Raw genomic sequence first — 25,952 nt, 5'->3', positions numbered from 1 at the left:
CGGTGGGAATTAATGGCAAAACGCCGCGACGGCTGGTGCCGGTCGCGGCGCAGGGGTGTTGCAGCGTCAGGCGAAAATCTTATTCGATCTGGCCGTGGCAGTGTTTGTATTTCTTGCCCGAACCGCAGAAGCACAGCTCGTTGCGGCCCAGTTTCTGATCATTGCGAACCGGGCTTTGAGCCAGGGCCACGTCGACTTCTTCGCCCAACGCTTCAGGCGCGTCCAGGCCCGGAGCCTCGTCATGCTGGAACTGCATGCGCGCAGCCAGCGCCTCGGCTTCCTGACGCAGGCGTGCCTCTTCCTCGATCGGGTCTTCGCGACGCACCTGAACGTGGGACAGCACGCGAATCGAATCGCGCTTGATCGAATCCAGCAGCTCGGAGAACAGCGTGAACGACTCGCGCTTGTACTCCTGCTTCGGGTTCTTCTGGGCGTAACCGCGCAGGTGGATGCCGTGACGCAGGTGGTCCATGGTCGACAGGTGGTCTTTCCACAGGTCATCCAGCACGCGCAGCACGATTTGCTTCTCGAAGGTGCGCAGTGCTTCGGCACTCGCCTGCTCTTCTTTCTCGTTGTACGCGGCCAGCAGTTCGGCCATCAGTTTTTCGCGCAGGGTTTCTTCGTACAGGTGGTCGTCTTCGTCCAGCCATTGCTGAACCGGCAGGTCGACACCGAAGTCGCTCTTCAACGCGGCTTCCAGGCCGGCAACATCCCACTGTTCAGGCAGGGACTGTGGCGGGATATGGGCGCTGACGGTAGCGTTGAGCACGTCCTGACGGAAGTCAGCGATGGTCTCGCCAATATTGTCGGCGGCCAGCAACGTGTTACGCATGTGATAGATCACTTTACGCTGTTCGTTGTTGACGTCATCGAACTCGAGCAGTTGCTTGCGAATGTCGAAGTTGCGGCCTTCGACCTTGCGCTGGGCTTTCTCGATGGCGTTGGTCACCATGCGGTGCTCGATCGCTTCACCGGACTGCATGCCCAGGGCCTTCATGAAGTTCTTCACCCGATCAGAGGCGAAGATGCGCATCAGGCTGTCTTCCAGCGACAGGTAGAAACGGCTGGAACCGGCGTCCCCCTGACGGCCGGCACGGCCACGCAGCTGATTGTCGATACGGCGCGATTCGTGACGCTCGGAGGCGATCACCTGCAAGCCGCCGGATTCCAGCACGGCCTGGTGGCGCTTCTGCCAGTCAGCCTTGATCTGGGCGATCTGCTCAGGGGTCGGGTTGTCGAGCGAGGCCACTTCCACTTCCCAATTGCCGCCCAACAGGATGTCGGTACCACGACCGGCCATGTTGGTGGCGATGGTCAGCGCGCCAGGGCGACCGGCCTGGGCAATGATCTCGGCTTCCTTTTCGTGGAACTTGGCGTTGAGTACCTTGTGCTCGATGCCTTCCTTGTTAAGCAGGTTGGACACGTGCTCGGAAGTTTCGATAGTGGCGGTACCCACCAGGATCGGGCGGCCCTTGGCCATGCCGTCCTTGATATCGTTGATGATCGCCGCGTATTTCTCTTCGGCAGTCAGGAACACCAGGTCGTTGTAGTCTTTACGCGCCAACGGTTTGTTCGGCGGAATGACCATCACGGCCAGGTTGTAGATCTGGTGGAATTCGAACGCTTCGGTGTCGGCCGTACCGGTCATGCCGGACAGTTTGTTGTACAGACGGAAGTAGTTCTGGAAGGTGGTGGACGCCAACGTCTGGCTTTCGGCCTGGATGTTGAGGTGTTCCTTCGCTTCGATGGCCTGGTGCAGGCCTTCGGACAGACGGCGACCGGGCATGGTACGACCGGTGTGTTCGTCAACCAGCACGACCTGGCCGTCCTGCACGATGTATTCGACGTTGCGATGGAACAGCTTGTGGGCGCGCAGGCCGGCGTACACGTGGGTCAACAGGCCCAGGTTGTGCGCGGAGTACAGGCTTTCACCCTCGGCCAGTTCGCCGATCTGGGTCAGCATCTCTTCGACGAACTGGTGACCGGCTTCGTTGAGTTCGACCTGGCGGGTCTTCTCGTCGATGGTGAAGTGACCTTCTTTGGTCACCACGCCTTCGACTTCCTCGATGTGCTGCTCCAGGCGCGGGATCAACTTGTTGATCTCGGTGTACAGGCGCGAGCTGTCTTCGGCCTGACCGGAGATGATCAGCGGCGTACGGGCTTCGTCGATGAGGATGGAGTCGACTTCGTCGATCACGGCAAAGTTGAGTTCACGCTGGAATTTTTCTTCCATGCTGAACGCCATGTTATCGCGCAGGTAGTCGAAACCGAATTCGTTGTTGGTGCCGTAGGTGATATCGGCGGCGTAGGCAGCGCGCTTCTCTTCCGGCGGCTGGAACGGCGTTACCACGCCGACGGTCAGGCCGAGGAATTCATACAGCGGGCGCATCCAGTTGGCGTCCCGGCGGGCCAGGTAGTCGTTCACCGTCACAACGTGCACGCCCTTGCCGGACAGTGCGTTGAGGTAAACGCCCAGGGTTGCCACCAGGGTCTTGCCTTCACCGGTACGCATTTCGGCAATCATGCCTTCATGCAAGGTCATGCCGCCGATCAACTGGACGTCGAAGTGGCGCATGCCCATAACGCGCTTACCGGCTTCGCGGGCGACCGCGAAGGCTTCGGGCAGCAGCTTGTCGAGGGTTTCACCTTTGGCTATGCGGGCCTTGAACTCTTGGGTCTTGGCGCGCAATTGCTCGTCCGACAGAGCAACCATCTGCTCCTCGAAGGCATTGACCAGCTGCACCGTCTTGAGCATGCGTTTGACTTCGCGCTCATTCTTGCTTCCAAAAAGTTTCTTTAACAAAGGCGCAAACATATCGGCAGGTTCTTCCACACATAGGGATGGAGGGCGCACCGTGAGTGGCCCGAGCAGCCCTCACGGCCGCATTGCGAACGCGCATTCTACCCGGAATCGTGGGTGAGGAAAGTAACGTTGTTTCCCGATGCAGGCGCGGCGCTATGAGAGGGCTTGTTTAAAATAAGGGCTTTTGCGCGAACTTCAACCCATAGAGCGCAGAAGTTACTTATTGATTTCATGGGTAAAGCCCAGCCAAGGCATGGCCGCGGGGCGTACCGGCGCTTTCTGGTAAGATAACCGCTCTGTTACCTAAGGTGTCTAAACATGGCATTTCGCCCTCTTACAGCCCGCGCTCCCGGCGTGTTGCTTCGCGAAGCCAAGCCGTTGAAAGCCATCTTTGGCCATGCGCAACGCTTGGGCCGTTTGCAGCGCCTGCTTGAAAGCCAGTTGCAACCGGCCGCACGTGAGCATTGTCATGTGGCGTCCTGGCGAGAAGGCAATCTGCTATTAATTGTCACTGATGGCCATTGGGCCACACGCTTGCGCTATCAGCAAAAACGCTTGCAGCGCCAGTTGATGGTCTTTGACGAGTTCGCCGGTTTGACGCGCATTCAGTTCAAGGTACAGCCGCCCACCGTGCCGCAAGGCGCAGTGGGGCATACGATGGACCTGTCGGAAAATGCGGCCGAAACCCTCCAGGCAACCGCCGAAGGGATCAGCGACCCAGGCTTGCGCGCAGCCCTGGAACGGCTGGCCGCCCATGCCCGGCCCAAAGCCTGAACACTACTTGCGTTTGCTGCCGCCCAGCAACGAGCCCAACAGGCCACGCACCAACTGGCGCCCCATTTGATTGGCCGCCTGCTGCATGGCTGACTTCAGCGCCTTGCCGGCAGTAGTCCCCAGGAATGCACCGGCCTTGTCGGTAAAGCTCGGTTCTTCGGCGGTCGGTGCGGTTTCCTCGGTGGGCCCAAGTTCCTTGCGAGCCATCAGCACTTCATAGGCCGACTCCCGGTCAACCGGCTTGTCATAGCGGCCCAACAGCGGCGAACTGGCGACCAACGCCGCACGCTCTGCTGTGCTGAGCGGTCCGATCCGCGATTGCGGGGGAGCAACCAGTACGCGCTGGACGACTTCCGGGGTGCCCTTTTCCTGCAAGGTTCCCACCAACGCCTCACCCGTCCCCAACTCTGTGAGCACCGACAAGGTATCGAAGGTCGGGTTGGGCCGGAAACCGTCGGCCACCGCCCGCAGGGATTTCTGCTCTTTGGCGGTGAACGCGCGCAAACCATGCTGAATGCGCAAACCCAGTTGCGCCAGCACCGTATCCGGCAAGTCGCCCGGCGATTGGGTGACAAAGTACACGCCGACGCCTTTGGAGCGGATCAAGCGTACGACTTGCTCCAGACGTTCCTGCAAGGCTTTTGGCGTATCCGCGAACAGCAAATGCGCCTCGTCGAAAAACAGCGCCAGCAGCGGTTTGTCGGCATCGCCACGCTCCGGCAATTGCTCGAACAACTCTGCCAGCAGCCACAACAGGAAGGTCGCGTAGACCTTCGGCGCTTCATGCACCAGCCGGCTGGCATCGAGCAGATGAATGCGCCCGCGGCCATCGCTGGCCGGTTGCAGAATATCTTCCAGTTGCAGGGCCGGCTCGCCAAACAAGGCTTCGGCGCCCTGCTGCTCCAGCACCGCCAGGCGCCGCAACAGCGCCTGGCTGGAACCGGTGGTCATCAACGCCGCGTCGTCACCCAGCAGCTCCGGGTGATAGCGCAGGTGATTGAGCAGTGCCTTGAGATCCTTGAGATCCAGCAGCAACAGACCTTCGCGGTCGGCCACCTTGAAGGTCGCATAGAGCGCCGATTGCTGGCTGTCAGTCAGCTCCAACAAGCTGCCGAGCAACAACGGGCCCATTTCGCTGATGGTGGTGCGCAGCGGATGGCCGGACTGCCCGTGGATTTCCCACAGGGTGACCGGATACGCCTGGGCCGTGTAATCCAGGAACGGCATACCGGCAATGCGCTCGGCCACTTTGCCCTGAGGGTTGGCGGCGGCGCCCAGGCCACAGAGGTCGCCCTTGATGTCAGCGGCGAACACCGCCACGCCCGCATCACTGAAGGCTTCGGCCAGGCGCTGCAAGGTGACGGTCTTGCCGGTGCCGGTGGCGCCGGCGATCAACCCGTGACGGTTGGCCAGGCGCATGGACTGGGCGATGGGCTGGCCGTCAAGGCCGGCACCGATAAGCAGTTGTGTGGAGTCAGGCATTTCGTCACCTATGGTTAATCTTTAGTGCCGCGAGGTCGATATAGACGGATGTAAGCCCGACAAAGACTAAAAAATGGTCAGATAATTCCGATATGGACCAACGGAGCTATCACCAGAAATACCACACCTTTTTTAACGCTGCCATTTTGCGCCTCCCCTATAGGACGCGCCTCGGATATTAAGACCTTAGCGGACCCTACAAGCCATGAATAAAAATCTGCGCTTCAGCCACAAGATCCTGCTTGCAGCCTCCCTTATCGTCATCGCCGCCTTCGCGTTGTTTACCCTTTACAACGACTACCTGCAGCGCAATGCGATTCGTGACGACCTCAATAACTACCTGCACGAAATGGGCGACGTTACCGCCAGCAATATCCAGACCTGGCTCACCGGGCGTATCGCCCTGGTGGAAAACGCTGCGCAAAACATTGCCATCAATCCTGAACCGTCCGTGGTTGCCAGCCTGCTGGAACAGAAAGCGCTGACGTCTTCGTTCATGGCGACCTACGTGGGTGACAGCCAGGGCACCTTCACCATTCGCCCTGACACCAAGATGCCCGACGGCTTCGACCCGCGTGTTCGCCCCTGGTACAAGGGCGCCCAGGCCAGCAATGGCTCAACCCTGACCGAACCTTATATAGACGCGGCCACCGGGCAACTGATCATCTCCGTGGCCACCCCCAGCGCCAAGGGGGGCCAAAGTATCGGTGTGGTAGGCGGCGACCTGAGCCTGCAAACCCTGGTGGATAACATTGGCGCGCTGGATTTCGGCGGCATGGGTTATGCATTCCTGGTCAGTGCCGACGGCAAGGTGCTGGTGCACCCGGACAAAACCCTGGTGATGAAGACCCTGGCTGACGTGTATCCAAAGGACACGCCGAAGATCAGCAGCGACTTCAGCGAAGTACAAGCCAACGGCAAAACCAACATCGTGACGTTTACCCCGATCAAGGGTCTGCCATCGGTGAACTGGTACCTGGGTGTTTCGGTGGATAAAGCCAAATCGTTCGCCATGCTCAGTGAGTTCCGTACATCAGCCGTGATCGCCACGATCATCGCGGTGGTGATCATCATCGCCTTGCTGGGCATGTTGATCCGCGTGCTGCTACAGCCGTTGCACCTGATGACCCGGGCCATGCAGGACATCGCCGACGGCGAGGGTGACCTGACCCGGCGCCTGGTCATCCAGAACAACGATGAGTTCGGCACCCTGGGTACGGCCTTCAACCGCTTCGTGGAGCGCATCCACACCTCGATTCGCGAAGTCTCGTCAGCCACCGAGCAGGTCAATGAAGTGGCGCTGCGCGTGGTCAGCGCCTCCAATTCGTCGATGGTCAACTCCGACGAACAGGCCAACCGCACCAACAGCGTCGCCGCCGCCATCAACCAATTGGGTGCCGCCGCCCAAGAGATCGCGCGCAACGCTGCGCAAGCCTCCAATCAGGCCAGCGACGCCCGGCATTTGGCTGAAGACGGCCAGCAAGTGGTTGAGCGCAATATCAAGGCAATGACGCAGTTATCGAGCATGATCAGCGCCTCCAGCAGCAATATCGAAGCACTTAACAACAAAACAGTGAATATCGGCCAGATCCTGGAAGTGATCACCAGCATTTCCCAGCAAACCAACCTGCTGGCGCTCAACGCCGCCATCGAAGCGGCGCGCGCCGGGGAAGCCGGGCGTGGCTTTGCGGTGGTGGCCGATGAAGTGCGCAACCTGGCCCATCGCACTCAGGAATCGGCGCAACAGGTGCAAACGATGATCGAGGAGCTACAAGTGGGCGCGCGCGATTCGGTCAGTACCATGAGTGAAAGCCAGCGTCACAGCCTGGACAGCGTTGAAATCGCCAACCTGGCCGGTGAGCGCTTGAACAGCGTGACCCAGCGCATTGGCGAGATCGACGGCATGAACCAGTCGGTCGCCACCGCCACTGAAGAACAGACCTCGGTAGTGGAGTCGATCAACATGGACATCACCGAGATCAACACCCTCAATCAGGAAGGGGTGGAAAACCTGCAATCGACGCTGCGCGCCTGCTCGGACCTGGAACAACAGGCCTCGCGTCTGAAGCAATTGGTGGGTAGCTTCCGGATCTGAGGTCCCCCACCTTAATCCACCTGTAGGAGCGAGCAAGCTCGCTCCTACACAGTGCATTTGTCCGCTCCCGCCACCTTCATCCTGCGAATCTAAACCGAACATCTATCCTTACCTCAGGTCCATCTAGGGAGAGCAATGGATCGGAGGGATGTTCATCGTGCATATCGCTGACATAACCATGTTCTACGCCCCGGCAAGCGGTGGCGTACGCACTTACCTCGATGCCAAGCATCGACGTCTGGCGCTCAAGCCCGGGATTTGCCATAGCCTGTTGATCCCCGGCGCGCACTTGAGCGAACAGGACGGGGTCTTCAAAGTGCCGGCCCCTGCCCTGCCCTTTGGCAAGGGTTACCGCTTCCCCCTTCGCCTGGCGCCCTGGCGAAATGTCCTGCACGATTTACAGCCCGATCTGATCGAGGTCGGCGATCCATACCTGACTGCCTGGGCCGCGCTGGATGCCCGGCGTCAGTTGGATGTGCCGGTCATCGGCTTCTACCACTCCGACCTGCCGCTGCTGGTGAGCAACCGCATGGGTCCCTGGTTTACTCCCAACGTTGAAGCCTATGTCAGCAAACTCTATGGGAATTTTGACCGGGTGCTCGCCCCCAGCCAGGTAATGGCCGACAAACTCAGTGGACTCGGGGTAAAAAACGTCTTCGTCCAACCTCTGGGGGTTGACCTGCACACCTTCACCCCGGATGCGCGCGACCCCGGCCTGCGTGCCGAACTGGGAATTGGCCAAGATACACGGCTGTTGATCTTCGCCGGACGCGGTTCCAAGGAGAAGAACCTGCCGGTACTGCTCAACTGCATGAAGCGCCTGGGCGAGGGCTACCACTTGTTGCTGGTGGGCTCCGGTATGCCAGCCAGCGTGCCGGACAATGTCACTGTGATAGATGGTTTCCGCCCCGCTCACCATGTCGCCCGGCTGATGGCCAGCGCCGACGCCTTGTTGCATGGCGGCGACCAGGAAACCTTCGGCCTGGTGATTCTGGAAGCCATGGCCAGTGGCATCCCGGTCGTCGCCGTCGCGGCCGGGGCCTTTACCGAGATTGTCGATGAGCGCTGTGGCCTGCTGTGTGCCCCCAACGATCCCAAGGCGATGGCCGATTCGGTGCGCGAACTGTTCAGCACCGACAGCCGGCGTTTGGGCGCCCAGGCTCGGCGCCATGTCGAGCAGCATTACGCGTGGGACACGGTGGTCGACAGCCTGCTGGGGCATTACCACGCGGTGCTGGGCAGTCATAAGCCGATGCTCGCCCATGGCTGAACCTGCGCTGATGCTGGTGCTGCACGACGTGGCACCGAGCACCTGGGCCGACTACCGGCCCTTTGTCGAGGCCGTCGATGCCTTGGGCAACGTGCCCATCACCTGGCTGGTGGTGCCGGACTTCCATCACCATGATGCCCTAGCAGCCCACCGCGATTTTCGCCAACTGCTCGACAGCCGCATCGCCAAGGGCGACGAACTCGCCTTGCACGGCTATTACCACTGCGACGACCAACCTGCGCCGCGTTCGCCGAAAGAGTGGTTCATGCGGCGCATCTACACCCATGAAGGCGAGTTTTACCAGTTGTCCGAGGCCGAGGCGTTACGGCGTCTTACTGCCGGCATCGAAATATTCCAGCGCAATGACTGGCCGTTGCACGGCTTTGTCGCCCCGGCCTGGTTGATGAGCGAAGGCACCCGCCAGGCGTTGCGCCAGTTACCGCTTTGCTACACCAGCGACCCGCAGCATCTTTATCGCCTGCCTGACTTCACTCCTATCGATGCCCCGGGTCTGGTCTGGAGCGCCCGCAGCGCCTGGCGCCGCAGGCTGTCCAAAGTGCTCAGCGACCGGCGCGAACAGCGCTGGCGCGAGGCCCCGCTGATCCGATTGGGATTGCACCCGGTGGACATGCGCCACGAGTTTTCCCGTCGTTATTGGCTGCAAACCCTGCAACGCCTGCTCAACGCGGGTCGTCGTCCCCACACCAAGGCCGCCTGGCTGAAGACGCAGTCATGGGCCGATTGATCTGGCTGCTGTTGGCCCTCTTGGTCGCACTGTTGATACCCGTATGGCTGGGCGGCGGCGAAACGGTTGCGCGCCTGCGGCAGTTTCCCTTACCCCAACTAGTGGGGATGTTTGCCATGATTATCGGCTGCTGGCTGATCAACAGCCTGCGTCTGCGCCTGTTACTGGGCGAGCAAGGCAGCCAACTGGGACGGCTCAAAAGCCTGGGGGCAGTGATATCGACCGAGTTCGCCATGTGCGCCACGCCCGGCGGCAGCGGCGGACCGCTGACCCTGATGGCGTTGCTGGCGCGCAATGGCATACGCCCTGCCCGTGCGAGCGCGGTATTCGCCATGGACCAGTTGAGCGATTTGCTGTTTTTTCTGTGCGCCTTGGCGGGAATCGTTTTGTATGCGCTGTTCCATAGCCTCAACCCGCGCCTGGAATGGTTGCTGGGGCTCAGTGTCATATCGATGATCGGCGGGATCATCAGTGGCCTGGCGGTGGTGCGTTTTCATCGTCGGCTGATTCGCCTGGCCGGCGCGATGCTCAAGGCCATTAGGGTAAGGGCCCCCACCCGTCGGCGCTGGGCTCGCAGGTTGCTGCGTTTTCTCGCGGCGTTCACTGCCACACTGAAATTACCCTGGCCCTTGTTGCTCGGAGTGTTCGCGCTGACCAGCCTGCATTGGTTGTTGCGCTACAGCGTGTTGTACCTGGCGCTGCGCGGTTTGGGCGGGGATGTGCAGTGGGCCTTGAGCTTCCTGATCCAGATGCTGTCCCTGACGGCGGGGCAGTTCAGTCTGTTGCCGGGCGGGGCGGGAGCGGCAGAGCTGACATCAGCGGCCTTACTGGCCCCCATGGTCGGCAAGTCCACTGCGGCAGCGGCAATCCTGATCTGGCGGGCGGTCACCTATTACTTCTATCTGCTGGCCGGCGCCCCAGTCTTTGTGCTGCTGGTCGGCAAACCGCTGCTCAAGCGTCTTTTACAGGGTCGACAGGCGGCTCGTCCTGCGCCTGCAGCTGTTCCCACAAACGGGCCGCATCGGGAAACTCAGTACCATCCTCGGCGCCCAGCGCCTGCGGGTCGTAGCGACTCAGACAACCCTCGCCCACCGTAGCGGGCGCCCTGGAGGTGGCTTTATCGAGTGGATCGGTCATAGAGGCCTCCTTGAGAGCAGGAATAAAAAAGGGCCTGAGGAGTTTTACTCCCAGGCCCCTGCTTATTCAACCAAACCCGAACGATCAGAACACCACGGTCTTGTTGCCGTGTACCAATACCCGATCTTCCAGGTGGTAACGCAGGCCACGCGCCAGCACCATCTTCTCGACGTCCCGGCCAAACCGCACCATGTCTTCGATACTGTCGCTGTGGCTGACACGCACCACGTCCTGTTCGATGATCGGGCCGGCGTCCAGCTCTTCGGTGACGTAGTGGCACGTCGCGCCAATCAATTTCACGCCGCGCAGGGAAGCCTGGTGATACGGCTTGGCCCCAACAAACGATGGCAAGAAACTGTGATGGATATTGATCACCTTGCCGGCGTATTCGCGGCACAGTTCAGGTGGCAGGATCTGCATATAGCGCGCCAGCACCACCACATCCGCTTCGTGCTGCTTGACCAGGCGCGAAACCTCGGCGAATGCCGGCTCCTTGTCCTGCGGGTTGACCGGTACGTGGTAGTACGGGATGCCATGCCACTCGACCATGCTGCGCAGGTCGTCATGGTTGGAGATCACGCAGGCGATCTCGCAGTCCAGCTCGTCGCTGTGCCAACGGTGCAGTAGATCTGCCAGGCAGTGGGATTCGCGGCTGGCCATCAGCACCACGCGTTTTTTCTGTTCCGTGTCGGTGATGTGCCAGGTCATCGAAAACTCTTCAGCGATGGGCGCAAACGCCTCGCGGAAAGCTTCCAGGCCAAAGGGCAGCGTATCGGCACGAATTTCGTGACGCATGAAAAACCAACCGCTGAGATCGTCCGAGTGATGGCTCGCCTCGGTGATCCAACCATTGTGGGAAGCCAGAAAGTTACTGACCTTGGCAACGATGCCAACCCGGTCCGGGCAAGCAATCACCAGCCGAAAAGTGCGCATTAGGGGGAAACTCCAGAACTTCGCAAAGGCCGCTATTCTAGCGATTGCGCAGAAAAACTGCAGTATTCCTTGCGCCTTATTCTGCAGCCGCCTGGTGGCAACAGCCCTTAATAGCGTAAGGCTTTACCATCGCTATATGACCGTACAACGGCACGCCCAGACAGTTAGCGAAAAATTAAGGTATTTATCTTTCGGCGTAACGGCTGCCAATTAACACTTTTGCATCGCTTTGCCACAAACATTCAATCTGCTTCACATAAATATTTTCTTAAATGTTTACTTGGTGAAATTGCCTGACTATTATTAGGCCACTCACCCTGTCAATCAGCGTTCTACATAAGGTAGTCCACATGTCCCTGATCAACGAATACCGCGCCACCGAAGAAGCAATCAAAGAGCTGCAAGCCCGTTTGAAGAACCTGTCCCAAGACGACAAGCTGCAAACCGAGCTGGAATTCGAAGGCAAACTGCGCACCCTGATGGGTGAATACTCCAAATCCCTGCGTGACATCATCGCGCTGCTGGATCCAGAGTCGAAAGTTAAAGCGCCGCGCGGCGCTGTAAAAACTACCGGCACCAAGCGTGCTCGCAAAGTCAAGCAATACAAAAACCCGCACAACGGCGAAGTGATTGAAACCAAAGGTGGCAACCACAAAACTCTGAAAGAGTGGAAAGCCAAGTGGGGCGGTGACGTAGTTGAAGGTTGGGCGACTCTGCTGGGCTAAGCCTGGTCGGACGCTCACCCGATACGCTACACATTAAAAACGCCAGCTTGCTGGCGTTTTTTATTGTCTGAATACTCAGCAATTACCGGCCTACAGGCTCAGGCGGGCCGCTAAAGAATCGGCATACTCCTGCCATTGATCCAGCACCTGGCACTGAAATGAGGTGGCACTAAGCGCCAACTCCTCGCGCGCCTGCTTAAATGCCATCAGGGTATTCGGTGCTCCCCACTGCGGATCTGACAAACGTTGCCGACAGAAAAGTCTCCAGCGTTGTTGTTCCTCTGTATTCAAGGTTTCAGGGAAGTTACGTGCGCGATAGCGAAATAATAATTCCGGCAAACGATGATCATCGAACGGCCACGATTGATGTGCTAATTGGGCGGGCTCTGCCATGCGAACTTGTTCACATAACCGGCGATCCCGATCGCCAATAAAACCATCGTAGAGCTGCTGCTCCGGGTCTGCATTCGAGGCAAAGTCTTCCTCGGCGTAAATGGCCGCCAACTTGTCGCGCCAAACTTCCTGTGCGTCAGTTAGCCGCAGCGCCCGCGCCTGATAGGTGTTCATATCCAGTTGCAGACGCTCGCGGTCTTGCGCACGCAACACCTTCAACGGTGCTACCACCGGGCAGCGGTTGATATGCAACAACTTGAGGGGCACCGGCAGTTCACCGTCCGCCAACTCATCACGGCGCGTATAGAGGCGCTCGCGCAAGGTCTGTGCATCCAGGTCCAGCAACCCCTGTGGGTCGAGCCCAAGGTCGCAGACGATCAACGCATTGCGGTTGCGCGGGTGCCAGGCCAGGGGCAAGACCACGCCCAGGTAATGGCGCTCGGCGGAAAAACGCCCGGAGATATGCACCATTGGTTGCAACAACCGCACCTCATCCATAACTCGCTGCTTGCTGCGCAGTTGAAATAACCACTCGTACAGCCTGGGCTGCTTTTGCCGAACCAATCGCGCCAGGGCGATGGTTGCACGCACATCAGATAACGCATCGTGTGCCTGACCATGGTCGATACCATTGGCGTGGGTCAGCCGCTCCAGCTTGAGCGTCACGCGCCCGTCCTGCTCAGGCCAGATAATGCCCTCCGGCCGCAGCGCATAGGCAGTGCGCATCACGTCGATCAAATCCCAACGGCTGTTACCGCCCTGCCACTCGCGCGCGTAAGGGTCGAAAAAATTGCGGTACAGGCTGTAGCGCGTCATTTCATCGTCAAACCGCAGCGTGTTGTAACCGGCGCCGCAGGTGCCTGGCGCGGCCAACTCGGCGTGCACCCGGGTCATGAAGTCGGCTTCGGCAAGGCCCTTCTGTGCCAGGACGCCTGGCGTGATGCCGGTGATCGCGCACGCAGCCGGATGGGGCAGAATATCGTCGCCGGGCTGACAATAAAGATTGATCGGCGCACCGACCTCGTTGAGTTCGAGATCGGTGCGAATACCGGCTACCTGGAGCGGGCGATCGTTGCGCGGGTTGATACCGGTGGTTTCATAGTCGTACCAGAAAATCGAGGTCACGGGCTATTCCTGTGCTGAAGACCGACAAAGTCTAGGCGCTGCAAGGTGCCTGGGGCCAGCGATACCTTTACTGTATAAATATCCAGCAAAACCTTGAGTGGTTGCTTCCAGCGTCGACACTGCTAGCATCCGTGTCTCCTAACCACTTTGCACTGCCAGGGATCGCAATGCCGCCAGCTCCTTTGGATACCCATTACCAAATCGAGACCCCGGAGGGGATCGACCTGCCCTTGCGCCCTGCCGGCCTGCCATCCCGGGCATTGGCTTTTGCATTCGACCTGGGTGTGCGTGGCATCATCATGGGCATCCTGCTGGTGCCCCTGGCGCTGCTGGGCAATATTGGCATCGGGCTGGGGTCGCTGCTGCTGTTCCTGGTGAGCTGGTGGTACATGGTGCTGTTTGAAGTGCTCAACCAGGGCTGCTCGCCGGGCAAGCAGGTCATGGGCCTGCGGGTGGTGCAGGATGACGGCACCCCGATTGGCTGGTCGGCGTCGCTGATCCGCAACCTGCTGCGCTTTGTCGACATGCTGCCTTTTGGTTATTTCCTCGGTGCGATCAGCTGCCTGCAACACCCGCACTTCAAGCGTCTGGGCGATCTGGCCGCCGGTACACTGGTGGTCTACCGCGAACTACCGCTGGTGCGCCCGCGTATCCCTCAAGCCGCCGCGCTGCGCCTGCCCTTTGCACTGGAGTTGAGCGAACAGCGGGCCATCCTCGGTTTTGCCGAGCGCCAGGCGGAGCTGTCTGCCGAACGCGTGCATGAACTGGCGGCGATCCTCGCCACGCCCCTGCAAGTGCCTCCGGCGCGCGCCGTGGAGCAACTCAACGGTGTGGCCCGTGGCTTATTGGGGCCGACATGAAGCAGAGTCTTTTTGAAAGCCGCCACCAGCAGCAATGGCAAACCTACGCGCAGCAACTTGAGCAGTTGGAGCAAGGCAAAGCCAAGGCTGGCGGAGTGGCTGACTTCCCTCACCAGTATCGACGCCTGTGCCAACACCTGGCCCTGGCCCAACAGCGTGGCTACAGCAGCTACCTGGTAGACCGGCTGCAGCAACTGGCGCTGCGCGGCCATCAACAGTTGTATCGCCATCGCAGCCAACTGGCGGCCAAGATGCTGGCGTTCCTGCTCGCCGATTTCCCATGCCTGGTACGTGAACAGTGGCGCTTCGTACTGATCGCCGGTCTGCTGTTCTTCGGCAGCCTGGTGGGCATTGCACTGCTGGTCTACCTGTTCCCCGACCTGATCTACAGCATCGTCAGCGCCCAACAGGTGGCCGAGATGCAGGGCATGTACGACCCCGCCGCCAGTCGTCTGGGGCGCGCTGCCGAGCGTGCAGCCAGCGAGGACTGGATGATGTTTGGCTATTACGTGATGCACAACATCGGCATCGCCTTCCAGACGTTTGCCGCCGGCCTGTTGTTTGGCCTGGGCAGCGTGTTCTTCCTGATTTTCAACGGCTTGGTCATCGGCGCTGTCTCAGGGCACCTGACCGACATTGGCTATGGTCAAACCTTCTGGTCATTCGTCATCGGTCATGGCGCATTCGAATTGAGCGCCATTGCGCTGGCCGGTGCCGCGGGTTTGCAATTGGGTTGGTCACTGATCGCTCCCGGGCGGCTGGCACGCAGCGAGGCCTTGCGCCTGGCAGCCCACAAAAGTGTGCGGATACTCTGCGGCGTCATGGTGTTTCTGCTGATCGCGGCGTTCATCGAAGCCTATTGGTCCTCCACCACCCACATCGAGCCCTGGCTCAAATACCTGGTAGGCACCGCGCTCTGGCTGCTGGTGGCCGTTTATCTGATCTTCGCCGGACGGACTCGCCATGCGCCTGACTGACGCCAGCGTGGTGATTCGCCCGCGTACTTCCTGGGAAGCCATGGACCTGGGCGTACTGATGGCCAGGGAACATCGTTTGCTGCTGATGGGCAGTTGGGCAATGGTGAGCCTGCCGGTGTTTATCTCGCTGACCGTGCTGCTGTGGAATTACCCGTCGCTGGCCATGTTTCTGTTCTGGTGGCTCAAGCCGGCCTTTGACCGCTTGCCGCTGTACATTCTTTCCAAAGCCCTGTTTGGCGAGCCCCCCCGTCTCAAACAGGCCGTTCGCCAGTGGCCGCAACTGCTCAAGGGCCAACTGTTCGCCAGCCTGACCTGGCGACGCCTGAGCATGAGCCGCAGCTTTACGTTGCCGGTAGGTCAACTTGAAGGCCTCGAGGGTCAGGCGCGGCAACAGCGCCTGGGGATATTGCTGCAACGTAACGCTGGTGCCGCCCGCTGGCTGACCATTATCGGCGTACACCTGGAAATCGGCCTGTGGTTCGGCGCCATGGCGCTGTTCTATTTATTCATCCCGCAGCAGCTGGAAATGGATTGGGACTGGCAACGCCTGGCACTGGCAACCAGCCCGAACGTGCTGTGGCTGGAGCACCTGGGCAATGCCTTTTACGCGCTGATCCTGGTGTTCTGGGAACCCATCTACGTTGCCTGTGGTTTCAGCCTGTACCTCAATCGTCGTACGGCTCTGGAAGCCTGGGACCTGGAGTTGGTATTGCGCCGTTTGCGTCAGCGCCTGAGCAGTGCTGCGTCGCTGTTGTTGCTGGTCGTCGGGCTGACGCTCATACCGTTCAGCCCACCCGCCATGGCCGATGAATCAACGGGTCATAAGCCACTCAATACCCAGGCTGCCAGTCAGTCCATCAAGGCACTGCTGGACAAGCCGCCCTTCAAGAATCCGGAAACCGTCACCCGTTATCGGTTTGGTGAAGAAAAAACACCGGTTAAAAGCACAGCCCGTGGCGACGGTAAATTACCCGGTTGGCTCCAGGCCTTACTCGACAACCTCAACAGCGACACCTTCAAACCCCTCGCCAAAACCCTGGAAATACTATTGTGGAGCCTGGTGATTGGTGGGCTGGCCCTGGTGGTGTGGCGTTACCGTGAGTGGCTACGCACCTTTGTCAGCCGCAGCCGGCGCGCCCGCCCTGCAACCGCCACACCTACCCCCGCTCAGTTGTTCGGGCTTGAGCTGGGGCTCGATACATTGCCGCAAGACATCGCCAGCGCCGCCGAACAACTATGGCCCACTCAGCCAAGGCAAGCCCTTGGCCTGCTGTATCGCGGCCTGCTCAGCCGGCTGCTGCATGAATTCGACCTGCCGCTCAAAAGCGCCGACACCGAAGGCCAGGTGCTGGAGCGCGTTCGACACTTGCAACAACCGCAGTTGCTGGCGTTCAGTGACGAACTGACGCGTCACTGGCAAAACCTCGCCTATGGTCATCGCCTGCCGCCCTCCTCGACCCAACAAAAGCTGTGCAGCGATTGGCGCGCTCTGTTCAATGACGGAGCCAGCCAATGAACCGGCCATTATTGTGGGTGGCGCTGCTGCTGGTGTGCCTGCTGGGCATGGGTGGCTTGTACGCCTGGCACAAGGCAATCCCCTATGACGAAGTGGTGGATCGCGGCCCATCGCCGGATGCACTCGCCAATCCTTATCTGGCCGCCGAGCATTTCCTGCACCAGCAAGGCCTGGTGGTGGAAAGCGCCAACGGCCTTGAACGGCTCGCGGACCTACCCGCCAAAGGTCATAGCCTGTTGCTGCTGGGGGAACGCAGCAACATGACCCCGCGCCAGGTCGAGCAACTGCTGAGTTGGACAAACGCCGGCGGGCACTTGCTGCTGGTCGCCGAGGCATTGTGGGACGAGGAGACCAGCAAGAGCGGCGACCTGCTGCTTGATCGCCTTGATATCCACCAGGCTTTGAGCGAAACCTTCGACGAACCGGCGCCTGCCCGTAAACAGCCTGCGGCAGACCTGACCAGGCTTTATGTCGACAACGAAACCGCCCCGGCGTATTTCAGTTTTGACACCGACTTCAACCTCATCGACCCCAAACACCTGGCGCAGTTTTCCGCCAACAGCGCCCATTCAAGCCACCTGATGCAACTCAACCTGGGGCACGGCCGCGTCACTGTGATTACCGATAGCGACCTGTGGAAAACCCCGAGCATCGGCCAACACGATAACGCCTGGTTACTGTGGTACCTGACCCAGGAGACTGACGTCACCTTGCTGTTCAACAGTGAAACGGACGATCTGTTTACCCTGTTGATTCGATATTTCCCACAGGCCCTCGTCGCGCTTGCGGCACTGCTTGCCCTGGCGCTATGGCAGGCCGCCATGCGCCAGGGCCCGATCCAGGCACCAGCGCCCAAGGCACGTCGGCAGCTCCAGGAACATTTGAAGGCCAGCGCCGATTTCCTGCTGCGCCGCAGCGGCCAGGGCACCTTGCTGCAAGCCTTGCAGCACGACATCCTGCGCGCCGCCCGGCGACGCCATCCAGGCTTTGAGCATCTCGATACAGCAGAGCAGTGGCAGGTGCTGGAACACCTGACGCGACAACCCCCTCACATCATCAGCCAGGCGCTCGAACCACTGACGCAGAAACGGCTCTCCAGCGCCGACTTCAGCCGACAGGTTGCGTGCCTGCAAACCCTCAGGAATGCCTTATGAGCGACTCTCCAATGGCCACCGCCCTGACCACCGAGAACCTGCAACGTGCCAGCCAGCAAGCCCAGGCCCTGCGTGTGGAATTGCGCAAGGCAGTGATTGGCCAGGATCAGGTGATTGACGATGTGCTCACCGCCTTGATCGCAGGCGGCCATGTACTGCTCGAAGGCGTACCCGGGCTCGGCAAGACCTTGCTGGTACGTGCCCTGGCCCGATGCTTTGGCGGTGATTTCGCCCGTATCCAGTTCACCCCGGACCTGATGCCCAGCGATGTCACCGGCCACGCCGTGTACGACCTGCAGACCGAACAGTTCAAACTGCGCAAGGGGCCATTGTTTACCCACCTGTTGCTGGCCGACGAAATCAATCGCGCCCCGGCCAAGACCCAGGCAGCGTTGCTCGAAGCCATGCAGGAACGCCAAGTCACCCTTGAGGGCGAGGCATTGCCCATCGGCGAGCCCTTCATGGTGCTGGCGACCCAGAACCCCATCGAGCAGGAAGGCACCTACCCGTTGCCCGAGGCCGAGTTGGACCGGTTCATGCTCAAGGTCCGCATGGACTACCCCGACGCCCAACAAGAACTGGACATGGTCCGCGAAGTGACGCGCTCATCCAGGGCAGACATGCTGGATGTGCAGCCGTTGCGCACTGTGCTGCAGGCCGAGGATGTGGTGCTGATGCAGCAGATCGCCAGTGACGTGCCCCTGGATGAACAGGTGCTCGATTACGCTGTGCGCCTGGCGCGCGCCACACGCAGTTGGCCAGGACTGACCATCGGTGCCGGGCCCAGGGCCTCTATCGCCCTGGTACGCGGCGGCCGTGCCCGGGCGCTGTTGCGTGGTGCAGAATTCGTGACACCCGATGACATCAAGGGCTGTGCCCTGGCAGTGCTGCGACATCGGGTACGCATTGCGCCGGAACTGGACATCGACGGCCTGGAGGTGGATCAGGTGCTCAAGCAGTTGCTGGATCAAGTAGCGGCGCCAAGGCAATGACACGCCCATGAAACCGACCCGTCTGCTCCTGATCTGGCTGGGTGTGCTGCTTGGCCTGAACACCTTGTTGGGCGCTTCGGTCGCGTTGCAGCTCAAGGTACCTGAAACCTTGTATTCAGTGGCCTGGGGCCTGCTGCTGGCTTTGCTGCTGCTGGCGCTGCTGGATGCCGTACGCTTGCACCGTCGCCCCACGGCGCGCGTCCACAGGAAACTGCCCGGCAGCCTGGCGCTGGGGCGCTGGGAAGAAGTGCGCCTGTGCCTGGAGCACGACTTTCCTCAGCCACTGACCGTGCAGGTATTCGATCACGTGCCCGATGGCCTGAGTGTGGATAACCTGCCTCAATCCATTGAATTGCGCCCTGGCGAGCGCGGCGAGTTGGGCTATCGCGTTCGCCCCTTGCGACGCGGACATTTCAGTTTCAGTCGCTGCGAACTTTGGCTGCCCAGCCCATTGGGGCTGTGGTCGGCACGGCGATGCATCGAAACCCACGACGCCACCCGGGTCTACCCGGATTTCGCCCGCTTGTATGGCGCGCAGTTGCTGGGTGTGGATAACTGGCTGAGCCAGTTGGGCGTGCGCCAACATCAACGCCGGGGATTAGGCCTGGAATTTCATCAACTGCGCGAGTTTCGTGAAGGCGACAGCCTGCGCCAGATCGACTGGAAAGCCACCGCCCGTCAACGCACACCGATCGCCCGGGAATACCAGGACGAGCGCGACCAGCAAATCGTATTCATGCTCGATTGCGGCCAGCGCATGCGCAGCCAGGATGCCGAGCTATCTCATTTCGACCACGCCCTCAACGCCTGCCTGCTCTTGAGCTACGTCGCCCTGAGACAGGGCGACGCCGTGGGGTTGTGCACCTTTGCCAGCGACCAACCGCGCTACCTGAAGCCGGTCAAGGGCAGTGGCCAGTTGAACACTTTGCTCAATGCTGTCTACGATCTGGAGGCCACCCGAAACACCGCCGACTATGAGGCTGCCGCCCATCAATTGCTGGCACGCCAAAAACGCCGGGCACTGGTGATCATCGTCACAAACCTGCGGGATGAGGATGATGAAGCGCTGATGAGCGCCGTCAAACGAATCGGTAGGCGACACCGCGTACTGGTAGCCAGCCTGCGAGAGGAAATCCTCGATCAACTGCGCCAGGCCCCTGTGCAAACATTGCCCGAAGCACTGGCCTACAGTGGCACCGTCGATTACCTCAACAGCCGAAACCAACTCCATGATCGCTTGAGCGCTCATGGGCTTTCAGTATTGGACACGTTGCCTTCAGAAATGGGCGCCACGCTGGTGACGCGCTACCTGGGATGGAAAAAAGCCGGGGTTTTCTAACTGCTGTGTTCAGACGGAGGCCTGTTGAGGATCAAAGCTGAAGTACTGCAACAGGGCATCAATCAATTGCCTGTACTCTTCGGATGCATTCTGCACCCGGAACCCGGAGTCATAGTGCTGAGGATTGACATCCTCATGACTCCATAAACAGGTCGCTGTGAGATCAATCGTCTGAAATTCGCCTTGTGCCGTTGGTACTTTCAGGCACAGCTCAAAATCCACATTGATCATCATGGGTAATTGGCTGATCAACATCAGCCCGTTTTCAGACACATTGCCCAAAAAACCTATTGGTTTGTCGGTGATACGGTTGAACACCTGCAAAAAGTAAGGCAATTGATGCCGTTCGATCCGTCGCGCAGTAAACATGATGAAAGTCGCCATCCAATAGCCAAGAGTCTGACTGTGCCAGTGATTCGGAACGAGCAACCGCTCGCTCTCCCTGGATCCCGGTTTGACAACAGGTACCGCTTGTCACCAGACAGCTGCCGAATCCGGGCCTTGCATCCGTTCGAATGAAAACCTATACAAACAGACCTCCAAAGAATAGCCCAAGACTGGCAACGGGCCAGCTATGAAATGACAAATATCATTACAACGACGCGGGCCGTGGTTTTACGGCGCTCCCGCCCTGGTAATGCCCCAGCTGCTGCAAGGTATCGAGCCGGGCGCGAGCGCGGTAGGCATACTCGCTCGACGGGTATTGGCTGATGATGAACTGATAGGTTTGTGCGGCATCGACAAACAGTTTCTGCCGCTCCAGGCACTGCCCGCGCAACATCGAAACCTCCGGTTGCACATAGCGACGGGTACGGCTTTCGCGATCGACCTGGGACAACTCCAGGGTGACACGTGCGCAGTCGCCCACCCCATAGGCACGGTAGGCGTTGTTCAAGTGGTGGTCCATCGACCAGCGGGTACAGCCGACAACACTGACGGCCAGGGCAGCAACAAGCAAAATTCGCATGGGGGTTCTCCTGTCTTGTGCAGTGTATCGACCCCCGGGCGAAAATCTTCAAGGCTGTTTGCCCATCCAACTGCAGCAAAAACAAAGGCAATCGTCGATAAGTAGTGCAAACGAACAATGACTACAACGAAAGAGCATAGTAGCCTTCCCCAGCGCTTGAACTCAGGAGTCTGTGCATGTCCGTCCGTCGTACCAAAATCGTCGCCACCCTTGGCCCGGCCAGCAACTCGCCGGAAGTCCTCGAACAGCTGATTCTGGCTGGTTTGGACGTCGCCCGTCTGAACTTCTCCCACGGCACCCCGGACGAGCACAAGGCTCGCGCCAAGCTGGTGCGTGACCTTGCCGCCAAGCATGGCCGCTTCGTCGCATTGCTGGGTGACCTGCAAGGCCCGAAAATCCGTATCGCCAAATTCGCCAACAAGCGGATCGAGCTGAAGATCGGTGACAAGTTCACCTTCTCCACCAGCCACCCGCTGACCGAAGGCACCCAGGACGTTGTCGGTATCGACTACCCCGACCTGGTCAAGGATTGCGGCGTCGGTGACGAACTGCTGCTGGACGACGGTCGCGTGGTCATGCGCGTCGACACTGCGACCCCGACCGAGCTGCACTGCACCGTGATCATCGGTGGTCCGCTGTCCGACCATAAAGGCATCAACCGCCGCGGTGGCGGCCTGACAGCGCCGGCCCTGACTGAAAAAGACAAGGCCGACATCAAGCTCGCCGCCGAAATGGAAGTCGACTACCTCGCGGTGTCCTTCCCTCGCGACGCCGCCGACATGGAATACGCCCGTAAACTGCGCGACGAAGCCGGCGGTACCGCCTGGCTGGTAGCGAAGATCGAACGTGCCGAAGCCGTGGCCGACGACGAAACCCTCGACGGTCTGATCAAGGCATCCGACGCCGTGATGGTTGCCCGTGGCGACCTGGGTGTGGAAATCGGTGACGCCGAGCTGATCGGTATCCAGAAGAAGATCATCCTGCACGCACGCCGCCACAACAAGGCGGTGATCGTCGCGACCCAGATGATGGAGTCGATGATCCAGAACCCGATGCCGACCCGCGCCGAAGTGTCCGACGTGGCCAACGCCGTGCTCGACTACACCGACGCCGTGATGCTCTCGGCTGAAAGTGCCGCCGGCCCGTACCCGCTGGAAGCCGTCCAGGCCATGGCACGCATCTGCGTCGGCGCGGAAAAGCACCCGACCAGCAAGACCTCCAGCCACCGCATTGGCAAGGTCTTCGAAAGCTGCGACCAGAGCATCGCCCTGGCAGCCATGTACACCGCCAACCACTTCCCGGGCGTTAAAGCGATCATCGCCTTGACCGAAAGTGGCTACACGCCGTTGATCATGTCGCGCATTCGCTCCTCGGTGCCAATCTACGCGTTCACCCCGCACCGCGAAGCCCAGGCCCGCGCGGCCATGTTCCGTGGCGTATACACCATCCCGTTCGACCCGGCATCGCTGGCACCGAACGAAGTCAGCCAGAAGGCTATCGACGAATTGGTCAAGCGCGGCGTCGTGGAGAAAGGCGACTGGGTCATCCTGACCAAGGGCGACAGCTACCACACCACCGGTGGCACCAATGGCATGAAGATCCTGCATGTGGGCGACCCACAGGTCTGAGTGACAGGCTGAAAAAACAAAAGCCCCGCCATGAGAATGGCGGGGCTTTTTGCATTTCAAATGCCGGCTGAGGTGTTGAACCGTCGGGCCTCATCGGGAGCAAGCCCCCTCCCACAGTTAATCGCGTACACCCGCAAAGCCTGTACTCGACAGTCAGCACTCAACCACGGGGCAGGAACACATCGGCCAACAGTTGATTACGCGGCAGCCCCGCCAGAAACAAGCGCTTGGAAAAGGCTTCGACGCTGGCAGGATGCCCGCAGACCAAGGCCAGGGTTTGTCGCGAAGCAAGCCGCAGTTGCCCCAATGCCTGGGCCAACTCATCTGCGGTCCATAACTCCACCACAAGGTTCTGATGCTGCGCGGCCAGCGCCGCCAGGGGTTCGGCCAGGTAGTGAGCCTGGGCATCATGGGCCAGGTGAATGACACGGATGGCACCCTGGTGATCCTGGCGCAGCGCTTCGCGCAACACACCCCACAACGGACCCAGCCCAGTGCCGGAGGCCAGCAGCCACAAGGGCCGGGCTTGCCAGTCAGGGTCGTAGTGCAACGCCCCGCCGCGCAACTCGCCCAAGCGTAACGGCTCACCGACCTTGAAGTGGCGAGCAGCATCGCTGAATTCCCCGGGTTGACGGCAATCGATATGAAACTCCAGGTACGGGTCCTGCTGGGGCACGCTCGCCAGGGAATAGGGGCGTGCCACCTGCCCTGCCCACAACACCAGATGCTGCCCGGCGCGGTACCGCAGGCCACGCTCGGGTTGAAGGCGCAGGCGCAGCACCGTCGGACTCAACCAATCGGCCCCCTCCACCCGCGCAGGCAGGCCATCACGCAACGGATCAAACGCCTCGACCCTCAGATCAGCGCTGATCCGGCACTGACACGCCAGGCGCCACCCGTCCTGGCGTTGCGCCGAGCTCAGCGCGTCAGGCTGCTGGTCGTCGACTTCGCCCTGGCAACGCACCAGGCACGCATGGCAACTGCCGGCCCGGCAACTGTAGGGCACGGCCACACCTGCCTGATTCAAGGCATCCAGCAGGTTGCTGCCGGTGGTGACCGACCAGTGGCGTTCGCCGACGTACAGTTCAGGCATATCAGGGTCTCAAGCATAAGGAGCGCGCACAGGGAATCATGCCTGCGACAGTTTGACCATAGTCGGGTGTATCGGCCACCGCGCCGGGTTATACTGCCGCGCCTTTTTAGCGTCGCGCCTGCACCACTTTGGCGTGCCTTGGAAAGATGGTTTCAGCCGACCGACGTAACACTGAAGCCACCTTTATTGAATGTTCCCTTATAGAGGAGCGCGACTCATGACCGTGATCAAGCAAGACGACCTGATTCAGAGCGTTGCCGACGCCCTGCAATTCATTTCCTACTACCACCCCGTTGATTTCATCCAGGCCATGCACGAAGCCTACCTGCGCGAAGAATCGCCGGCGGCCCGTGACTCCATCGCCCAGATCCTGATCAACTCGCGCATGTGTGCCACCGGCCATCGCCCGATCTGCCAGGACACCGGTATCGTCACCGTGTTCGTGCGCGTAGGCATGGATGTGCGCTGGGACGGCGCCACCATGGGCCTGGACGACATGATCAACGAAGGCGTGCGTCGCGCCTACAACCTGCCGGAAAACGTTCTGCGTGCCTCGATCCTCGCCGACCCGGCAGGCGCGCGCAAGAACACCAAGGACAACACCCCTGCGGTGATCCACTACTCCATCGTCCCGGGTAACACCGTGGAAGTGGACGTGGCGGCCAAGGGCGGCGGTTCCGAAAACAAGTCGAAAATGGCTATGCTCAACCCGTCCGACTCGATCGTCGACTGGGTGCTCAAGACCGTTCCGACCATGGGTGCCGGCTGGTGCCCACCAGGTATGCTCGGCATCGGCATCGGCGGCACTGCCGAGAAAGCCGCGGTAATGGCCAAGGAAGTGTTGATGGAATCCATCGACATCCACGAGCTGAAAAAGCGCGGCCCGCAGAACCGTATCGAAGAGATGCGCCTGGAGCTGTTCGAGAAGGTCAACCAACTGGGCATCGGCGCCCAGGGCCTGGGTGGCCTGACCACCGTGCTCGACGTGAAGATCATGGACTACCCGACTCACGCCGCGTCCCTGCCGGTGTGCATGATCCCCAACTGCGCCGCCACCCGTCACGCGCACTTCGTGCTCGACGGTTCGGGCCCGGCGTCGCTGGAAGCGCCATCGCTGGACGCCTACCCGGAAATCGTCTGGGAAGCCGGCCCATCGGCCCGCCGCGTCAACCTCGATACCCTGACCCCGGAAGAAGTGCAAAGCTGGAAGCCGGGCGAAACCGTATTGCTCAACGGCAAGATGCTCACCGGTCGCGACGCGGCGCACAAGCGCATGGTCGAGATGCTGAACAAGGGCGAAACCCTGCCGGTGGACCTCAAGGGCCGCTTTATCTACTACGTCGGCCCGGTTGATCCGGTGCGCGAGGAAGTGGTTGGCCCAGCGGGCCCGACCACCGCGACGCGGATGGACAAGTTCACCCGTCAGATCCTCGAGCAGACCGGCCTGTTGGGCATGATCGGCAAGTCCGAGCGCGGCCCTACCGCTATCGAAGCGATCAAGGACCACAAGGCCGTGTACCTGATGGCCGTGGGCGGCGCCGCCTACCTGGTGGCCCAAGCGATCAAGAAGTCCCGCGTGGTGGCGTTCGCCGAGCTGGGCATGGAAGCCATCTACGAGTTCGACGTGAAAGACATGCCGGTCACCGTTGCAGTCGATAGCAACGGCGAATCGGTACACATCACCGGTCCTGCCATCTGGCAGAAAAAGATCAGTGAGAGCCTGGCGGTGGAAGTGCAGTAAGCGCTTTCTCCACAAGCATAAAGGCGACTGCGGCCCATGGCCCAGTCGCCTTTTTTATACCTGAAGCGATTGCCATGGCGAACTCTGTCAAATGTGGGAGCTGGCTTGCCTGCGATGACATCAATTCGGTGTGACTGAAGCACCGAGGTGTCTGCATCGCAGGCAAGCCAGCTCCCACACAAGCTCGTTCGCCACAAGATCCA

21 protein-coding genes and 1 pseudogene are annotated in these 25,952 nt (G+C 60.3%); 15 read left to right on the top strand and 7 right to left on the bottom strand.

Annotated features, from left to right (window positions below; genetic code table 11):
- Positions 1 to 79: 79 nt before the first annotated feature.
- Positions 80 to 2,815 (bottom strand): preprotein translocase subunit SecA, encoded by a 2,736-nt coding sequence (gene secA / locus JH25_RS07010; RefSeq protein WP_032879692.1) that lies wholly within the window; start codon positions 2,813 to 2,815, stop codon positions 80 to 82.
- Positions 2,816 to 3,121: 306 nt separating this feature from the next.
- Between secA and JH25_RS07015 the strand changes: the two genes are divergently transcribed.
- A complete protein-coding gene (locus JH25_RS07015) occupies positions 3,122 to 3,577 on the top strand; it encodes a DUF721 domain-containing protein (RefSeq protein ID WP_005790949.1) in 456 nt (151 codons plus the stop codon).
- A 3-nt stretch (positions 3,578 to 3,580) separates the two neighbouring features.
- On the opposite strand, the gene JH25_RS07020 is transcribed toward JH25_RS07015, so the two are convergent.
- Positions 3,581 to 5,059, bottom strand: coding sequence for a helicase HerA-like domain-containing protein (locus JH25_RS07020; RefSeq protein ID WP_032879689.1), 1,479 nt, complete (start codon positions 5,057 to 5,059; stop codon positions 3,581 to 3,583).
- Between the two features lie 205 nt (positions 5,060 to 5,264).
- On the opposite strand from JH25_RS07020, the pseudogene JH25_RS29430 reads away from it, so the two are divergent.
- The 5 genes and pseudogenes from JH25_RS29430 to JH25_RS07040 form a co-directional block, all read left to right on the top strand.
- A pseudogene (locus JH25_RS29430) lies at positions 5,265 to 6,296 on the top strand (HAMP domain-containing protein); the annotation flags it as partial.
- Between the two features lie 93 nt (positions 6,297 to 6,389).
- Complete coding sequence (locus JH25_RS29425) at positions 6,390 to 7,154, top strand: methyl-accepting chemotaxis protein (RefSeq protein WP_371920269.1); 765 nt, start codon at positions 6,390 to 6,392, stop codon at positions 7,152 to 7,154.
- A gap of 148 nt (positions 7,155 to 7,302) precedes the next feature.
- Entirely contained in the window at positions 7,303 to 8,424 is a 1,122-nt protein-coding gene (locus JH25_RS07030) for a glycosyltransferase family 4 protein (protein ID WP_032879687.1), read from the top strand.
- A complete protein-coding gene (locus tag JH25_RS07035; RefSeq protein WP_032879686.1) occupies positions 8,417 to 9,169 on the top strand; it encodes a DUF2334 domain-containing protein in 753 nt (250 codons plus the stop codon). Before JH25_RS07030 ends, JH25_RS07035 begins: the two co-directional genes overlap by 8 nt.
- On the top strand, positions 9,157 to 10,266 hold the full coding sequence (locus tag JH25_RS07040; RefSeq protein WP_032879685.1) for a lysylphosphatidylglycerol synthase transmembrane domain-containing protein: 1,110 nt from the start codon (positions 9,157 to 9,159) through the stop codon (positions 10,264 to 10,266). The genes JH25_RS07035 and JH25_RS07040 overlap by 13 nt, the downstream gene beginning before the upstream one ends.
- A gap of 124 nt (positions 10,267 to 10,390) precedes the next feature.
- On the opposite strand, the gene purU is transcribed toward JH25_RS07040, so the two are convergent.
- Positions 10,391 to 11,239 carry a formyltetrahydrofolate deformylase gene (gene purU / locus JH25_RS07045; protein WP_005790961.1) on the bottom strand — a complete coding sequence of 283 codons (849 nt, stop codon included), beginning with the start codon at positions 11,237 to 11,239 and terminating at the stop codon, positions 10,391 to 10,393.
- Between the two features lie 350 nt (positions 11,240 to 11,589).
- Here purU and mvaT point away from each other — a divergent pair, with 350 nt between their 5' ends.
- Positions 11,590 to 11,964 carry a histone-like nucleoid-structuring protein MvaT gene (mvaT, locus tag JH25_RS07050; protein ID WP_005790963.1) on the top strand — a complete coding sequence of 125 codons (375 nt, stop codon included), beginning with the start codon at positions 11,590 to 11,592 and terminating at the stop codon, positions 11,962 to 11,964.
- Between the two features lie 90 nt (positions 11,965 to 12,054).
- On the opposite strand, the gene sbcB is transcribed toward mvaT, so the two are convergent.
- A complete protein-coding gene (gene sbcB, locus JH25_RS07055) occupies positions 12,055 to 13,482 on the bottom strand; it encodes an exodeoxyribonuclease I (protein ID WP_032879684.1) in 1,428 nt (475 codons plus the stop codon).
- Between the two features lie 167 nt (positions 13,483 to 13,649).
- Between sbcB and JH25_RS07060 the strand changes: the two genes are divergently transcribed.
- The 6 genes from JH25_RS07060 to JH25_RS07085 are packed head-to-tail and all read left to right on the top strand — an operon-like array spanning position 13,650 to position 20,320.
- Entirely contained in the window at positions 13,650 to 14,342 is a 693-nt protein-coding gene (locus tag JH25_RS07060; RefSeq protein ID WP_032879683.1) for an RDD family protein, read from the top strand.
- Positions 14,339 to 15,319 (top strand): stage II sporulation protein M, encoded by a 981-nt coding sequence (locus JH25_RS07065; RefSeq protein ID WP_032879682.1) that lies wholly within the window; start codon positions 14,339 to 14,341, stop codon positions 15,317 to 15,319. The genes JH25_RS07060 and JH25_RS07065 overlap by 4 nt, the downstream gene beginning before the upstream one ends.
- On the top strand, positions 15,306 to 16,835 hold the full coding sequence (locus JH25_RS07070) for a DUF4129 domain-containing protein (protein ID WP_032879680.1): 1,530 nt from the start codon (positions 15,306 to 15,308) through the stop codon (positions 16,833 to 16,835). The genes JH25_RS07065 and JH25_RS07070 overlap by 14 nt, the downstream gene beginning before the upstream one ends.
- Positions 16,832 to 17,989 (top strand): DUF4350 domain-containing protein, encoded by a 1,158-nt coding sequence (locus tag JH25_RS07075; protein ID WP_032879679.1) that lies wholly within the window; start codon positions 16,832 to 16,834, stop codon positions 17,987 to 17,989. Before JH25_RS07070 ends, JH25_RS07075 begins: the two co-directional genes overlap by 4 nt.
- Complete coding sequence (locus JH25_RS07080) at positions 17,986 to 18,981, top strand: AAA family ATPase (RefSeq protein WP_050549392.1); 996 nt, start codon at positions 17,986 to 17,988, stop codon at positions 18,979 to 18,981. Before JH25_RS07075 ends, JH25_RS07080 begins: the two co-directional genes overlap by 4 nt.
- Before the next feature lie 7 nt (positions 18,982 to 18,988).
- The gene (locus JH25_RS07085; RefSeq protein ID WP_032879677.1) at positions 18,989 to 20,320 is read left to right on the top strand and encodes a DUF58 domain-containing protein; all 1,332 of its coding nucleotides are present in this window, start codon (positions 18,989 to 18,991) and stop codon (positions 20,318 to 20,320) included.
- A gap of 9 nt (positions 20,321 to 20,329) precedes the next feature.
- Here the strand turns inward: JH25_RS07085 and JH25_RS07090 are convergent, their stop codons facing one another.
- Positions 20,330 to 20,689, bottom strand: a complete 360-nt coding sequence (locus JH25_RS07090) for a PilZ domain-containing protein (protein ID WP_032881230.1) — start codon at positions 20,687 to 20,689, stop codon at positions 20,330 to 20,332.
- 223 nt (positions 20,690 to 20,912) lie between these two features.
- Positions 20,913 to 21,287 (bottom strand): tetratricopeptide repeat protein, encoded by a 375-nt coding sequence (locus tag JH25_RS07095; RefSeq protein ID WP_005790974.1) that lies wholly within the window; start codon positions 21,285 to 21,287, stop codon positions 20,913 to 20,915.
- A gap of 176 nt (positions 21,288 to 21,463) precedes the next feature.
- Here JH25_RS07095 and pyk point away from each other — a divergent pair, with 176 nt between their 5' ends.
- A complete protein-coding gene (gene pyk / locus JH25_RS07100) occupies positions 21,464 to 22,915 on the top strand; it encodes a pyruvate kinase (protein ID WP_005790976.1) in 1,452 nt (483 codons plus the stop codon).
- A gap of 160 nt (positions 22,916 to 23,075) precedes the next feature.
- On the opposite strand, the gene JH25_RS07105 is transcribed toward pyk, so the two are convergent.
- Positions 23,076 to 24,008, bottom strand: a complete 933-nt coding sequence (locus JH25_RS07105) for an iron-sulfur-binding ferredoxin reductase (RefSeq protein WP_032879676.1) — start codon at positions 24,006 to 24,008, stop codon at positions 23,076 to 23,078.
- Between the two features lie 217 nt (positions 24,009 to 24,225).
- On the opposite strand from JH25_RS07105, the gene JH25_RS07110 reads away from it, so the two are divergent.
- Positions 24,226 to 25,749, top strand: coding sequence for a fumarate hydratase (locus JH25_RS07110; RefSeq protein WP_032879675.1), 1,524 nt, complete (start codon positions 24,226 to 24,228; stop codon positions 25,747 to 25,749).
- Positions 25,750 to 25,952 lie beyond the last annotated feature (203 nt).

Source organism: Pseudomonas sp. BRG-100 (genome assembly GCF_000737955.1).
Lineage (GTDB): Bacteria > Pseudomonadota > Gammaproteobacteria > Pseudomonadales > Pseudomonadaceae > Aquipseudomonas > Aquipseudomonas synxantha_A.
This window is presented reverse-complemented; position numbering and strand designations above follow the sequence as displayed.